Consider the following 13,934-nt stretch of genomic DNA (forward strand, 5'->3'; position numbering starts at 1 on the left):
CTGAGACAGGCAATGGGGCAGGCGAGTGAGGCAGGCCGACCGGCAGCTCAGTCGCGGGGCCGGAGCAGCGCGGCGAGATCGGTGTAGCCGCGCTCCGTGGCGTGCTGCAACGGCGTGACGCCGTCCTTGTCGGCGATGGCCGGATCGGCTCCGGCATCCAGCAGGATGCCGACGATCTCGACGTAGGGCCGGGTGCCGTCGCCGAGGATCACGGCTTCCAGCATCGCCGTCCAGCCGAGATCGTTGACGTGGTTCACGTTGATGCCGGTCTGGACGACTCGGCGTACGTAGTCGACGTGGCCGCGTTCGCTGGCCGGGATCACCGAGATCCCGCCGAACCGGTTGCGCAGGTTCAGATCCGGTCCGGCCGGAAGCAGGGTCTCCAGCATCGCCACGCTGCCGGTGACGCCGGTGACCAGCCATGCGCTGTCGTTGCGGTCGTCTTGGGCGTCGACGTCGGCCCCCGCGTCCAGCAGCGCCTTCGCGGTGTCGACGTGATCGTTCAACGCCGCGAGCAGCAACGGCGTACGCCGATGGCCGTCGCGTACGTCGACCGGCACGCCGGCCGCCAGCTCTCGGCGTACCGTCGCGGTGTCACCGGAGGCGGCTGCGGACAGCAGGTTTTCGGCAGAGGGGGGCATCTCGGTCTTCTCCTTCTGCAGGGCGACGACGGTGAGGGACAGCACTGCCGCGAGGACCGCGAACAGGATGATCAGACGGCGCTTCATGGGCGGCCTCGCAGGGTGATCAGGCGGCGGTTGACCGCTTCCGTGACCGCCGCGGTACGCGAGTCGACGCCGAGCTTGCTGAAGATGTGGACCAGGTGGGTCTTGACCGTGGCCTCGCTGATCAGCAGGCGGCGGGCGAGCTGCTGGTTGGTCAGGCCCTCGGCGAGCAGAGTGACGATCTCGGTCTCCCGGGCGGACAACGCGACACCCGGCTGGTGCACCTGACGGGCGAGCCGACCGGCCACGGCGGCCGACAGCGCGGTACGCCCAGCGGCCGCGTCGCCGATCGCGCGGAACAGGTCGTCGGGCGCGATGTCCTTGAGGATGTAGCCGACCGCCCCGGCGGCCATCGCACGGACGACGTCGGCGTCACTGTCGTATGTGGTCAGGACCAGGACCCGGGGCGCGGGTTCGAGGGCGAGCAGCCGCCGGGTCGCCTCGACGCCGTCGATGCCCGAGCCGAGCTGGAGGTCCATCAGGACGACCTGCGGATGCAGCGCGGCGGCCAGCGAGACCGCCTGCTCGCCGGTGCCCGTCTCGGCGACGACCTCGACGCCCGGCTGGGATTCGAGCAGCGCGCGCAGGCCCGCCCGGACGACCACATGATCGTCGACCAGCATCAGTCTCATGAGGAGGCTCCCTCCGCCGGGATCGCCACCGCGATCGCCGTGCCCCGGCCCGGCTCGGACTCGATGGTCACCCGGCCGCCGGCCAGCTCGGCCCGGCGCGCGATCGCCTCGAGCCCGAACCCTCGGCCCGGACCGGCCGGCGGCCTGGCACCGGAATGAGCGCTGTTGAAGCCGACCCCGTCGTCCACGACGTCGAGCCGCACCTCGTTGGGCAGGTAGCTCAAGGTGACCGCGGCTGTCTGCGCGTGGGCGTGCTCGACGACGTTGGCCAGGGCGCCTTGGGCGATCCGCAGCAAGGTCATGGCGGTGGACTCCGGCAGCGCGTACCGGTCGCCGTCGACGGCGAACCGGACCCCGGGGCCGCGAACGCCGGCGCAGACGTCGGCGATCGCCTGTTCCAGGGAACGGCCCTGGAGCGAGTTGAGATCCATCACGACCGTCCGGATGTCGCCGAGGGTCTCCCGGTTCACGGTCATCGCCTGCCGCAGGTTCGCCTGCGCGGCGTCCGCGGGCCAGGCCCGGTCGGCCGCCTGGAGCAGCAGATTCACGCTGGACATCCCCTGAGCCACGGTGTCGTGCAGGTCACGGGCCAGCCGGGCGCGCTCTTCCAGCGCGCCCGCCCGGCGTCGGCTCTCGGCCAGCGCTTGACTGGTCCGGGCCAACTGGAGGTACGCGGCCGTGGTGATGATCGCGACCCCGGCCGGGCCGGCGATGAGCCCGACGTCGGGATGCCAGCCGTTGAGCCGGACGAACGAGAGCACCACCACGGCGGTGAGCACGGCGATGATCGTCACCGCGGTCCGGGGCGAGTAGTCGTCCAACGCGACGAAGACGAGTGGCACGGCACACAACGCGAAGCTGGGCGCGACCAGGACGATCGCCAGCCAGACGGCGGCCACCACGAGCAGACCTACTCGCCGGGGCCGCCAGACCGGCCGCCACACCATAGCGACGGCGTACGCGACCGCCAGCAACGCGGCGAGCCCGAGCACCGGCGCGTTCCAGCCATGCCGAGCCACGTACCTGGCCGCCGACGAGGCGAGCAACAGGTAGAAGCCGGCATGCATCCAGACGCGCATGATCCAACCCTACGGCCGCGCCGAACGCCGCCATCAACCATTCGATGGATGCCGCGATCCATCTACCGCCGCAGGTGGGGCCGCCCTTTCCCGGCAAGACTCGAATCCGTCGGCCGGACGTTCCGCCGGACCGGCCGCTCGAAACAGGCACTGGAAAGCCAGCCCGAAGTCAGCCGCTGCGAAGTCAGTCGCTCGGAGTCAGTCGCTCGGAGTCAGCCGCTCGGAGTCAGCCGCTCGGAGTCAGCCGCTCGGAGTCAGTCGCTCGGAGTCAGTCGTTCGAAAGGAATGGGATCATGCAGATTAGCCGTCGTCTCGCCCTCACCGTCGGAGCAGGCGCGCTGACCGCCGCCGGAGCCCTCGGCATCGCACTGCCGGCCAGCACCGCCGCGGCCGTCACCGCCGTCCCCGCCGTGTCCGTCCGGTCCACCGTCGAAGTGCGTACGCTGACCGACGACGCCGTCCTGCGCGCCGCGCAGGCCGCTCTCTCCGCCGCGACGAAGGACGGCCAGAAGGTCTCCGTAGTCGTGATGGACCGCTCCGGCGTCGTCCGGCTGGCCCTCCACAGCACCGGCGCCGGCCCGCAGACCGACGAGTCAGCCGAGCGCAAGGCGTTCACCGCCGTGTCGTTCGGTCAGCCCACCTCGGCGCTCGCCGGCCGAGCCGGGGGCACCGGACCGTCCATCCGCGACATCCCCGGCACGTTGTTCCTGGGTGGCGGGGTTCCCGTGGTCGTCGACGGTACGCCGATCGCCGCCATCGGCGTGGGCGGGGCGCCCAGTGGCGACCTGGACGAGAAGTACGCCGCCGCCGGCGCCGCCGCGCTCCGCTGACCCCCTCACCCCCGCCGCGCGCTTCGCTAGGCGCTGACCCCCGCTCCCCGCTCGGCGCTGGCGCTGGCGCGCTGAAGGCAGCAGATCACGGATATGCATGCGATCTTGGCCAAAGATTCCATGCATATCCGTGATCTGCCGCCAAAACCCTGCCGCGAAAGCCGGGCCGCGAGCCGGGCCGCGAAAGCCGGGCCGCGAAAGCCGGGCCGCGAGAGCCCGACAGGGGTCAAGCAGTGAGCCAGGAGGGGTCGTCGCGGCGATGGTCCAGGTAGTTCTGGACGGTCGTGAGGCTCGCCATCGATCTCATCCGGTCGACGAACTCGTGCCCGTCGAGGTGGTCGACCTCGTGCTGGACGACGCGGGCGGCGTACCCGGTGAATTCCTGGTTCACGACCGTGCCGTCTCGTCCGGCGAAGGTGACCACGACCGAGAACGACCGGGGCACCACCCCCATGATCCCCGGTACGCTGAAGCACCCTTCCCAGCCCAGCACGTCGGCCGGGGTGCGCTGCACGATCACGGGGTTGATCATCTCGACGAGCGGCGTCTCGGGCCGGTCGGGGAAGACGTCGGTCTTGCGTACTTCGACGATGACGGCGCGGGCGGAGACGCCGACCTGCGGGGCGGCCAGGCCGGCGCCGTTCAGCGATCGCAGTCGCGTGACCATCGCGTCCAGCAGGTCGTGGGCCTCCGACGGCGGGTCGATCGCCGCGACGGGCACCTTCAGCCGGGGGTCGCCGATGGTGACCAGTCCTTCGCCGGCGAGGCCGGACATCCAGGCACGGTCACTCTTGGCCAAGCTCATCTCGCGGCTCCCCAAGGTACGTACTGCCGTCGGCATCGCTCCACATTGTCGTCGAGCTGTCGGATGAGCGTCTCATAGTCGGGTATTCCCCGCAGCGAGGCGAGGCCGAAGTCCGCTTCGCGGCGAAGCAGCTGCACGGACAGGAAACCCAGGTCGATCGCGGCGCGCAGGCACGACAGCGCCGGCTCGGTCTGCCCCAGTTCCGCGTACACGTGGGCCAGTCGATAGATGATGTAGCCGTTCGTGGGGTGGGCGGCCCGCAGGTCGTCGGCCAGGCGGCGGGCCGTCTCCCGCTGTCCGGCGGCCGCGTGGATGTTCGCGAGCCACGCGGCGGTCCGGCTGTTCGGCTCGGTCGCGCCGAGCCGGTCCAGTGCTTCCGCCCAGGTCCCGGGGCTCAGGTAACCCAGGAGCGTCCACACTGTCACGTCCTCGGGATCGGCCGCCACGGCTTCGCGGGCCACTCGCGCCGCGAGGTCCCCGCTGCCTTCCCAGTGGTACGCCGCCAGCGCGACCGCCCAGCGTGTGTTCGCGTCGGTGGGGTGACCGGGCAGGTACGCGCTCGCGGTCTCGACCGCGTCGGCGGAGCGGCCGAGCAGCATCAGGCACCAGATCCGCAGCTTCTGGGCGGCGAGGTCGGTGGGGTCGGCCGCGAGCACCGAGTCGACCAGCGGAAGCGCGACGTCGGCGAGCCCGGCGTTGGTCAGCGCGCGGGCAAACGCGACCGAGGCGTCGAGGCTGTCGGGGTGCCGGGTGTAGACCGAGCGGCCGGCCCGCAGGGCGTGCTCGTGCCAGCCCATGTCCCAGCAGGCGCGGATGAAGGTGATCTGGGCGATGACCGAACCGGGGTCCGCTTCGAGGGCCGCCTCGACGTCCCGGAGTGCGCGTTGCAGGGCCTCGCCGGAGTCCGACCAGCCCGCGAAGTACTTCCGCCATCGGGTGTAGCCGCGGGCCGCGATGGCCCCCGCGAACGTCGGATCGTGATGGACCGCCCGTTCGAGCAGCGCCTCGGCCGCCCCGATGCCCTCCCGGTCGCCGTGCGCCAGCAAGCCGTACCCACGCCGGTACAACTCCCGTGACGGTTCGTCCTCGAAGGACAGCGTTCGGGCCGGCGGCAGGCCCGGGGCGTACGCCGAAGGCGGGCCGCTGAGCAGGTCGGCGAGGTCCTCGACGGGCAGCTGCAGCGCCTTGGCCAGCCGGGGCCGATGCCACGGCTGGGGTTCGGTCTCGCCGGACTCCCACCGGAGGACGGTGGTCCGGTCGACGCCGAGTTCTGCGGCCAGATCCTCCTGACTGAACCCCATCATCTTGCGACGTTCGGCCAACGCGCGGCGCTTCACCCCTCACCCCCAACCGTCTTGCATATTTACGCAGATCAGGACACCCCGTGCAACGGGGATGCCACCTTTCTGCCACGTTGTCACCGTGTCGGTGGGCCGGCGTACCTGGTTGGCTGGTCACCGTGACACCGGGCAAGACGACTGGCAAGACGACTGGCAACACGACTGGCAGGACACCGGAGGACGTCGTGCGGGAGCCCTCGGCCTTGGAGGTTGTGGTCCGCCTCGGCTCGGAGGCGATCATCCGGACCGACACCGAGGACGGCGGCCCGCCGATGCTGTGGGTCAGATCCGGGCTGATGGAGATCATGTTGACCCCGTTCGCCGCCAGCGAAGGCGGCGAGCTCACGAAGGCGGATCTCGAACTGGCCTCCGACCTGGTCGTGGCGGTCGTCGCGTACCGGGACGCGATCTACGACCACCTCGTGAGCACGGGCGCCGTCCAGAAGCCGGTGACCCGCCGGATGCGCCGCCCGCGCGGTCACCCGACCCCCGACGCTTGACGTCACCCGTAGGGCCCGATCGCACTCCACGTGCGGGTGATCTCCCCCTCACTGGCCGTCCGAACCGCGGTTCGGGGTCGTTGGCCTCGCGGGACGGAACCGGCCGTCCGTCGCATCAGGAGGAGGTTGACGATGCCGGCCTAAGGCTGACTCGCCCGGGCGCCCCACGGACAGGGCGCCCGGCTCTCCCGCCCGACGGGCCGGATCTCCCGTCAGGCCGGCGCTCCATCAGGTCGGCGTTCCGTCAGGCCGGCGTTCCGTCAGGCCGGCTCTGGTGCGATGCGGAAGTGGGTCGCCAGGCGACCGTCGTCGTCGAGCACGTGGAACGACACCCCCGGCGGATCCGTCCGGTCGACGGTGTTCGCCCAGGTCAGCTCGCCCGGCGTGGCCCACGGCAGCCGGGTCGTCGAGACGACCCCCGGGGCGAGGAGCAACGGTCGTCCGCCGAACGTCGAGGCCACCGCGGAATGTGCGTGACCGGCGAGCACCCCCACGACGCCGGGTGAGCGCCGGATCAGCTCCTCGAACTCGTCGGGCTCGCCGAGCATGATGGAGTCGAGCAGCGGATGCCGCAGCCGGATCGGCGGATGGTGCAGCCCGACGAACACGGGCCGGTCGGCACCGGCGAGCACCTCGCGCAGCCAGGCCAGCGTCTCCGGCGCGAGGAGCCCGTCGTCCCGGCCCGGGATGCTGGAGTCGCACAGCGCGAACAAGACCCGGCCCACGCGGTGCACGCTGTTGATCGGCTCACCGCCAGCTCCTTGGTCGACCCCATCGCCCGCCCCATTACCGCCCAGCACCTTGCGGTACGCCGCGCGTACGTCATGATTGCCGGGCAGGAGCAGCACGGGAACCTCGGCGACCAGTTCGGACCGGGCTTCCTCGTACTCCGCCTCCGTGCCGTGATCGGCGATGTCCCCGCTGACCAGGATCGCGTCCAGCGGCATCCCCCGCAGCCAGGTCATCACCCGCCGCGCACGCAGCCGGGCCCGTTCGCCGCCGTCGAAGTGAGTGTCGCTGATGTGCGCGAAGATCATGACTTCACAGTCTGCCCCGCCGTCCGGCCGGGCAAGCGCCAATCCCCGCACAGTGGCCCGCCGAATGGGATGGATCTCGTCCGGCATTCCCCGGCTGAACCGCCGCCGCGCCGATAGGCTGGCCGGGGATGATCCGAAGGGTGATCCGATGACGATTCTCGAACCACAGACAGTGCTGATGCCACCGGCGAAGGCGGCGATCTTCCTCGTCGTCACGGTGCGGGCCGGCGTCGAAGACGAGATGCGCGACGTGCTCGCCGACGTCGCCGGGCTGACGCGTGCGGTCGGGTTCCGCGCGCCGGAGGCCGGCCTGAGCTGCGTCGTCGGGATCGGCGCGGACTTCTGGGACCGGGCGTATGGGCTGACCCGGCCGGCCGGGCTGCACCCGTTCGTCGCCTTGACGGGCAGCGTCCACACCGCGGTCTCGACGCCGGGCGACCTGCTGTTCCATCTGCGAGCCAAACGTCTTGACCTGTGCTTCGAGCTGGCCCGGCAGATCATGGCGCGCCTCACCGGGTACGCCGACGTCGTGGACGAGGTCCACGGGTTCCGCTACTTCGACGAGCGGGACCTGCTCGGTTTCGTCGACGGCACCGAGAATCCCGCCGGCTCGGCGGCGGTCGCCGCGGTGACCATCGGCGACGAGGACCCCGAGTACGCGGGCGGCAGCTACGTCGTCGTGCAGAAGTACCTGCACGACCTGGAGACCTGGGACCGCCTGCCGGTCGAGGAGCAGGAACGGGTGATCGGCCGCCGCAAGCTCAGCGACATCGAGCTGCCCGACGAGGTGAAGCCGGCCAACTCGCATGTCGCGCTGAACACCATCACCGACGCCGACGGCACCGAGCGGCAGATCGTCCGCGACAACATGCCGTTCGGCTCGGTGGGCAAGGGCGAGTTCGGCACCTACTTCATCGGGTACGCCGCCACGCCGGACGTGATCGAGCAGATGCTGCGCAACATGTTCCTCGGCAACCCGCCCGGCAACCACGACCGGATCCTGGACTTCTCCACCGCGGTCACCGGCAACCTCTTCTTCGTGCCCACGGCCGAGTTCCTCGAAGATCCGCCCGCCGAGAGCACCGCCCGGCTGGCCTTGCGGACGACGATCAGCGAGCCCGCCGAGCCGAGTCCCGGCGCGACCGCCGGGTCGCTGGCGATCGGGAGCCTGAAAGGGAGCGGACAGTCATGAACAACCTGCACCGGGAACTCGCCCCGATCTCCGAGGCCGCGTGGGCGGAGATCGAGGCGGAGGCACGCCGCACGTTCACCCGTAACGTCGGCGGACGGCGGGTGGTCGACGTCGTCGGCCCCACCGGCGTGACGTTGTCCGCCGTCGGCACCGGTCATCTCCGTGACCTCGACGCCCAGCTCGACGGGGTGATCGCCCGGCAGCGACTGGCGCAGCCGGTCGTGGAGCTGCGCGTACCGTTCACCGTCACGCGGCAGGCGGTCGACGACGTCGAACGCGGCGCGAAGGACTCCGACTGGCAGCCGGTCAAGGACGCCGCCAAGCGCATCGGATTCGCCGAGGACCGCACGATCTTCGACGGCTCGTCGGCGGCCGGGATCGTCGGGATCGGCCCGTTCAGCTCGAACGCGCCGCTGCCGATGCCCGCCGACGTCAAGGAGTTCCCCGACACGGTCGCCCGCGCGATGAGCGCGCTGCGGCTCGCCGGTGTCGCCGGGCCCTACAGCCTGCTGTTGTCGGCCGAGGCGTACACGGCGGTCGCGGAGACGACCGATCACGGGTATCCCATCCATCAGCACCTCGCCCGGCTGCTGAAGGACGGCGAGATCATCTGGGCGCCGGCGTTGGCGGGCGCGTTGCTCGTGTCCACCCGCGGCGGCGACTACGAGCTGCATCTCGGCCAGGACCTGTCCATCGGATACCTGGCCCACGACGGCAACGTGATCGAGCTGTACCTCCAGGAGTCGCTGACGTTCCTGGCGCTCACCGCGGAAGCCGCCGTCTCCGTGCACTAGCGACCATCATCCACCGGCGACGGCTAGCGGCGTTTGTCGCGGATCGCCACGGTGGCGACGACCACTGTCGCGAGCCCGGCGAGCACGATCGGCGGCAGCTGCGGCGCGATCGGCATCACCGCGATCAGCACGGCGGACGCGACCAGCTGTATGCGCGAGAGCTGCCGCGACAGCGCCCATTTGTAGAGCGCGTGCCCGGCGAGGAACAGCGCCGCGCCGCCGAGGATCGTCGCGATCGCGGGCCAGCTGGAGTGGCCGAGCGGATGCGCGATGACCAGTTCGTCGCCGACCGCGCTGACGATGACGCCCGCCACGATGGGCAGGTGGAAGTAGGTGAAGGCGTTGCGCCCCAACGCGCCAGGGTCCGTCGAGTGGGCGATGACGTCGCTGCCGATCTCGGCGTTGCGGTCGAAGTAGACCCACCAGAAGGCGACCGCGCCGAGGAAAGCGATGACCAGCGCCAGCAGCCGGTCCCAGGTGAACGGCAGGGAGCTGAAGGTCGCCCCGGTCACGAGGATCGACTCGCCCAGCGCGATGATCAGGAAGAGTTGGCAGCGCTCGGCGAAATGCGTACCGGAGATGTCCCATTCGGTGGTGCGCGATCGGCCCAGGCTGGGCGTCGGGAACAGCAGCGGCGGCCCCGCGAGGTCGAGCACGATCGCGGTCAGCCAGAGGGCGTACCGGGCGGGGCCGTGCGCGAAGCCGCCCGCGATCCACACCGACGCGGCCAGCGCGTTCCAGAACAGGATGCGCAGGAAGTTGGCGCGCTGCACCGGCATGTCGCGGAAGAAGTACACCGCTGCCCCGGTGCGGCCGATCTGGATCACGGCGTACGCCACGGCGAAGGCCAGTCCCCGATCCGCGCCGTGCCCGCCGAACGCGTCCGGCAGCATCGCCGCCATGACCAGCCCGGCCAGCATCACCGCGAACAGCACAACGCGTACTGGGCGGCGGTCGGGGTGGAAGAAGTTGGTGAACCACGTCGTGTACTGCCAGGCCCACCAGACCGCCACGAGCAGCATCGCCGTCTGCACGGCGCCGGCCCAGCTCAGGTTGCTCAGCAGCAGATGCGACAGCTGCGTCACCGCGAAGACGTAGACCAGGTCGAAGAACAGCTCGGTGAAGGTCACCCGGTCCTGTTCGCGGGTGCGCTCCCGCAGCGGCGTCGCGTTGATCGTCACCCGGCAAGTATGCCGGAGCGCTGATCATCGCCAGAGCGTCATCCTTTGCCGGCGGATCATCATCGGCAGAGCGTCATCACCAGCCCAGGGGCGGCGGGCTCAGGCGAGCGTGTAGAACCGGAAGAACGGGTGCTCGATCGGCGCGACCTCGACCTCGGCGAACCCCGCGCCGGTGGCCAGTTCCCGCAGCCGATCCGGGCGAATGACCGTGCCGATGGGATCCATGTCGGACTCGTCGCGGCCCTGCGGCAGGCACCACAGCGGACTGATGTTGGCGAAGAACCGTTGCACCGGGTCTTCGGTCGGGGCGACCAGCACGTCGTCGGCCGCCTCGTCCATCACCACGACCACGCCCTCCGGCGTCGCCGCCCGGACCGTTCGCAGCACCCGGTCGGGGTAGCCGAAGTCGTGCAGGCATTCGAAGAGGAAGGCCACATCGTACTGCCCGTCCACCGGCTGCGCCAGATCCCGCAGCTGGAAGGTGACTCGGTCGGCCACTCCGGCGTCGTCGGCCGATTTGATCGCCGCGTCGATCGACGTCGGGTCGGCGTCGAACCCGGTCACGGTGATGTGCGGGTACGCCTTGGCCAGCTCGATCGACGACCAGCCGCTGCCGCAGCCGAAGTCGGCGACGGCAGCCGGCCGGGACCGGTCGGCGAGCCGGTCAGCTACCCCGGGCAACGCCGGCAGCCACGACGCGACGAGCTCGTTGACGAACGCCGGCCGGTTGAGCGCCGCCTGCGCCCCGATCGCGTCCGGGCCATAGTCGGCGTACGCGACGCCCGTGCCCGATGGGAAGGCATCGACCAGCCGCGACATCATCCGGCCGGCGGTGACGGCGGCCTGCGACAGTGGCGCGACGTAAGCCGGGGACAGCTCGTCCACGAGCACTTCCCGGCCGCCTTCGACGAGGGCGAACTCGGCGGTCCGCAGATCCTGACCGGACACCGTGACCAGGCCGCTGACCGCTTGCGCTTGCAGCCATTCGCGTACGTTGCGCTCGTCCGCGCCGATCAGGGCGGCGAGCCCGGCGCTGGTCTGCGGCCCGTGATCGGCCAGCGCGCGATAGAGGCCGGTCTTGTGACCCAGGTAGACGTTGCAGATCTCGGTCGCCCCGAGCGCCGCGAAGAAGATCTTCCCCGACAGTTCCTCGATCGCCTGTTCACTAGCGGCCATCGTGCTCACCTCGCTGATCGCGTACGCGTCCTCGTCCTCAGCGTAGTCCAACTCCGACAATTCAGACCTTACGGATCTGTTACCGGGCCAGGGAAATCAGCCGGCGGCCTAGACGTCGACGTGCGAGCCCATGATGACGGTGCGATCCAACGGCAGACTGAAGTGCTCGGCGGCGTCCGCGGTGATGTAGGAGGTCGCGATGAACAGCCGCTTGCGCCACGGCGCCATGGTGGGTTTCTTGCCGATCCGCAGCTCGATCTTCGACAGGAAGTACGACGCTTCTTTCATCTTGAGTTCGCCCTCGGACTGGGCCGGCTTCAGTTTGCGCAGCAGCGCCGGGATGTCCGTCGGCTCCATGTAGCCGTAGCGGGCCGTCACGTGGATGATGCCGTCGTCGGCGTACCCGAGGTCGTCGACGGTGATCCGCTGATCGTCCGGTACGCGGGGCACCGGCTCCGTCTCGATCGCCAGAATCACGATGTGCTCATGCCGTACATGATTGTGCTGGTAGTTGGCACGGAGCGCGAGGGGCGTGGTCTGCTTGCCCCGGTTGAGGAAGATCGCGGTGCCCGGAACCCGGCGCGTGAACGGTTTGCCGCTGCGGACGAAGTCGACGAAGGCCTGGAGCGGGCCTTCGAGCCGTTCGCGTTCGGTGGTGACGATCTGGCGGCCACGTTGCCAGGTGGTCATGATGGTGAACGCGGTCAGGCCGATGAGCAGCGGCAGCCACGCGCCGTGGACGAGCTTGGTCAGGTTCGCCCCGACGAACAGCAGGTCGACCGTCAGCAGGATCGCCGCACCGGTGGCCAGCAACCAGGTCGGCGTACGCCACCGCAGCTTCGCGACGTAGAAGAACAGCAACGTGGTGATCGTGATGGTGCCCGTCACCGCCATGCCGAAGGCGAACGCGAGGGCGGCCGAACTGCGGAAGGCGAAGACGAGGGTGAGCACCGAGACCATCAGCAGCCAGTTGATCCACGGCACGTAGATCTGCCCCATGGTGGATTCGGAGGTGTGCGCGATCCGCAGCCGGGGCAGGTAGCCCAGCCGCGCCGCCTGCGACGCCACCGAGAACGCGCCGGTGATCACCGACTGCGAGGCGATCACGGTCGCGGCGGTGGCGAGGACGACCAGCGGCAACCGCGCCCACCCCGGCGCGAGCAGGAAGAACGGGCTGCTGATGTTGCTCTGGTCTTGCAGGATCAGCGCGCCCTGCCCCATATAGCTCAGTACGCACGCCGGGAACACCAGGAACAGCCAGCCCCGGGTGATCGCCCGGCGGCCGAAGTGACCCATGTCCGCGTACAGCGCCTCGGCGCCGGTCACCGACAGCACGACCGCGGCTAGTGCGAAGAACGCAATGTGGAAGTGGCCGGCCAGGAAGCCGATCGCGTACGTGGGCGACAGTGCCCGCAGGATGTCCGGGTGGTGGGTGATCCCGGCGATGCCGAGCACCGAGATCGCCACGAACCACACGATCATCACCGGGCCGAACAGCCGGCCGACCGCGCCCGAACCCCGGCGCTGCACCAGGAACAACGCGATGATGATGACCGCCGTGATCGGCACGACGAGGTTCTCCATCGACGGGGAGACCGTCTTGACGCCCTCGATCGCCGACAATACCGAGATCGCCGGCGTGATCATGCTGTCGCCGAAGAACAGCGCCGCGCCGAAGATGCCGAGCCCGGCCAGGATCGCGGCGGTACGCCCGCCGACCCCTGAACTCCACCGGCGCAACTGCGTGATCAGCGCCATGATGCCGCCCTCGCCGCCGTTGTCGGCGCGCAGGGCCAGCAGCACGTACGTGACGGTCACGATGGTCATCACCGACCAGAAGACCAGCGAGACGACGCCGAACACGTTGTCGGTGCTGACCGGCACCGGATGCGGGTCCGAGGGGTTGAACACGGTCTGCAGGGTGTAGATCGGGCTCGTGCCGATGTCGCCGAAGACGACGCCGAGCGCGCCGACCACGAGCCCGAGCCGGACGACGTCTCCCGCGCCGGGACCGTGCCCGCCAGCACTGTGCCCGCCGGAATCGTGGCCCGCCGCCTGCTGCTCGCTCACGCGCGTCGTCTCCTCGACCCTCGACGTCCGGCTCGCCATGATCGGCGACGCCTGGCCGGACAATACCGCCAGGCGTACCGATGAACCCGGCTCGTCGCCGGAGGAGGCGTCAAGAAATCGTCAAGAATCTTGACGCGGCCGTCACCCGCGAGATCATCACGAGCGGGTCGTCACCCGGCGGCCAGAATTCTGTGCCACGTTCCACGCGATCGGCGCTATGCGGGCATACGCTCACGTCGTGGTCGCCCTGTGGCACACCTACGCACTGCACGCCGTCGTGCTGCGCGCAGCGGACTGCGTACCGGTTCCGGCTCAGCGGCAGCCGCCCGACGGAACCGAGGCGACCCCCGACGACCTGCGAACACGCCTGCCGAACCAGGCCCGGGATCAGCTCGCGCACCTGCCCGCCTCCACCGCCTTCATCGCCTGGACGATGGCGCGGGACGGGCACACACCGGCCTGGCTGACCCGTCACCTCGACATCTCCCCCACCGACGCGGCCGCCGTCTGCGCGCTGGCCGCGACGGAACCGCACTGACACGAGTGTCGCGGCGCGTGCCCGGCCGAGATCAC

The 13,934-nt window shown here is 70.1% G+C and carries 14 protein-coding genes; 5 read left to right on the plus strand and 9 right to left on the minus strand.

The features are described 5' to 3' along the window. Positions 1-47 precede the first annotated feature (47 nt). The 3 genes from HDA40_RS14440 to HDA40_RS14450 are packed head-to-tail and all read right to left on the minus strand — an operon-like array spanning position 48 to position 2,436. Positions 48-728, minus strand: coding sequence for an ankyrin repeat domain-containing protein (locus HDA40_RS14440; protein WP_253755932.1), 681 nt, complete (start codon positions 726-728; stop codon positions 48-50). Continuing rightward, positions 725-1,357 (minus strand): response regulator, encoded by a 633-nt coding sequence (locus HDA40_RS14445; RefSeq protein WP_253755934.1) that lies wholly within the window; start codon positions 1,355-1,357, stop codon positions 725-727. Before HDA40_RS14445 ends, HDA40_RS14440 begins: the two co-directional genes overlap by 4 nt. Further along, a complete protein-coding gene (locus HDA40_RS14450) occupies positions 1,354-2,436 on the minus strand; it encodes a sensor histidine kinase (RefSeq protein WP_253755936.1) in 1,083 nt (360 codons plus the stop codon). The genes HDA40_RS14445 and HDA40_RS14450 overlap by 4 nt, the downstream gene beginning before the upstream one ends. Before the next feature lie 293 nt (positions 2,437-2,729). Between HDA40_RS14450 and HDA40_RS14455 the strand changes: the two genes are divergently transcribed. Further along, a complete protein-coding gene (locus tag HDA40_RS14455) occupies positions 2,730-3,266 on the plus strand; it encodes a GlcG/HbpS family heme-binding protein (RefSeq protein WP_253755938.1) in 537 nt (178 codons plus the stop codon). Positions 3,267-3,492: 226 nt separating this feature from the next. Here HDA40_RS14455 and def read toward each other — a convergent pair whose 3' ends face one another. Together def and HDA40_RS14465 are read right to left on the minus strand one after the other, a co-directional pair. Next, positions 3,493-4,071 carry a peptide deformylase gene (def, locus tag HDA40_RS14460; protein WP_253755940.1) on the minus strand — a complete coding sequence of 193 codons (579 nt, stop codon included), beginning with the start codon at positions 4,069-4,071 and terminating at the stop codon, positions 3,493-3,495. Next, on the minus strand, positions 4,068-5,408 hold the full coding sequence (locus HDA40_RS14465; RefSeq protein WP_253755942.1) for a helix-turn-helix domain-containing protein: 1,341 nt from the start codon (positions 5,406-5,408) through the stop codon (positions 4,068-4,070). Before HDA40_RS14465 ends, def begins: the two co-directional genes overlap by 4 nt. A 188-nt stretch (positions 5,409-5,596) precedes the next feature. On the opposite strand from HDA40_RS14465, the gene HDA40_RS14470 reads away from it, so the two are divergent. Further along, positions 5,597-5,911, plus strand: a complete 315-nt coding sequence (locus HDA40_RS14470; protein ID WP_253755944.1) for a hypothetical protein — start codon at positions 5,597-5,599, stop codon at positions 5,909-5,911. A 260-nt stretch (positions 5,912-6,171) separates the two neighbouring features. Here the strand turns inward: HDA40_RS14470 and HDA40_RS14475 are convergent, their stop codons facing one another. Beyond that, on the minus strand, positions 6,172-6,948 hold the full coding sequence (locus HDA40_RS14475; protein ID WP_253755946.1) for a metallophosphoesterase: 777 nt from the start codon (positions 6,946-6,948) through the stop codon (positions 6,172-6,174). A 148-nt stretch (positions 6,949-7,096) separates the two neighbouring features. Between HDA40_RS14475 and HDA40_RS14480 the strand changes: the two genes are divergently transcribed. Both HDA40_RS14480 and HDA40_RS14485 read left to right on the plus strand, forming a co-directional pair. Then, complete coding sequence (locus HDA40_RS14480; RefSeq protein WP_253755948.1) at positions 7,097-8,140, plus strand: Dyp-type peroxidase; 1,044 nt, start codon at positions 7,097-7,099, stop codon at positions 8,138-8,140. Then, positions 8,137-8,934, plus strand: coding sequence for a family 1 encapsulin nanocompartment shell protein (locus tag HDA40_RS14485; RefSeq protein WP_253755950.1), 798 nt, complete (start codon positions 8,137-8,139; stop codon positions 8,932-8,934). Before HDA40_RS14480 ends, HDA40_RS14485 begins: the two co-directional genes overlap by 4 nt. Positions 8,935-8,957: 23 nt before the next feature. Here the strand turns inward: HDA40_RS14485 and HDA40_RS14490 are convergent, their stop codons facing one another. The 3 genes from HDA40_RS14490 to HDA40_RS14500 form a co-directional block, all read right to left on the minus strand. Beyond that, positions 8,958-10,115, minus strand: coding sequence for a low temperature requirement protein A (locus HDA40_RS14490; RefSeq protein WP_253755952.1), 1,158 nt, complete (start codon positions 10,113-10,115; stop codon positions 8,958-8,960). Between the two features lie 99 nt (positions 10,116-10,214). Further along, a complete protein-coding gene (locus HDA40_RS14495; protein ID WP_253755954.1) occupies positions 10,215-11,342 on the minus strand; it encodes a class I SAM-dependent methyltransferase in 1,128 nt (375 codons plus the stop codon). A 57-nt stretch (positions 11,343-11,399) separates the two neighbouring features. After that, positions 11,400-13,361 carry a potassium transporter Kup gene (locus tag HDA40_RS14500; protein WP_253755956.1) on the minus strand — a complete coding sequence of 654 codons (1,962 nt, stop codon included), beginning with the start codon at positions 13,359-13,361 and terminating at the stop codon, positions 11,400-11,402. A gap of 238 nt (positions 13,362-13,599) precedes the next feature. On the opposite strand from HDA40_RS14500, the gene HDA40_RS14505 reads away from it, so the two are divergent. Beyond that, entirely contained in the window at positions 13,600-13,899 is a 300-nt protein-coding gene (locus HDA40_RS14505) for a hypothetical protein (protein ID WP_253755958.1), read from the plus strand. The last annotated feature ends 35 nt before the right edge of the window (positions 13,900-13,934 follow it).

Source organism: Hamadaea flava (assembly GCF_024172085.1).
Classification (GTDB): Bacteria; Actinomycetota; Actinomycetes; order Mycobacteriales; family Micromonosporaceae; genus Hamadaea; species Hamadaea flava.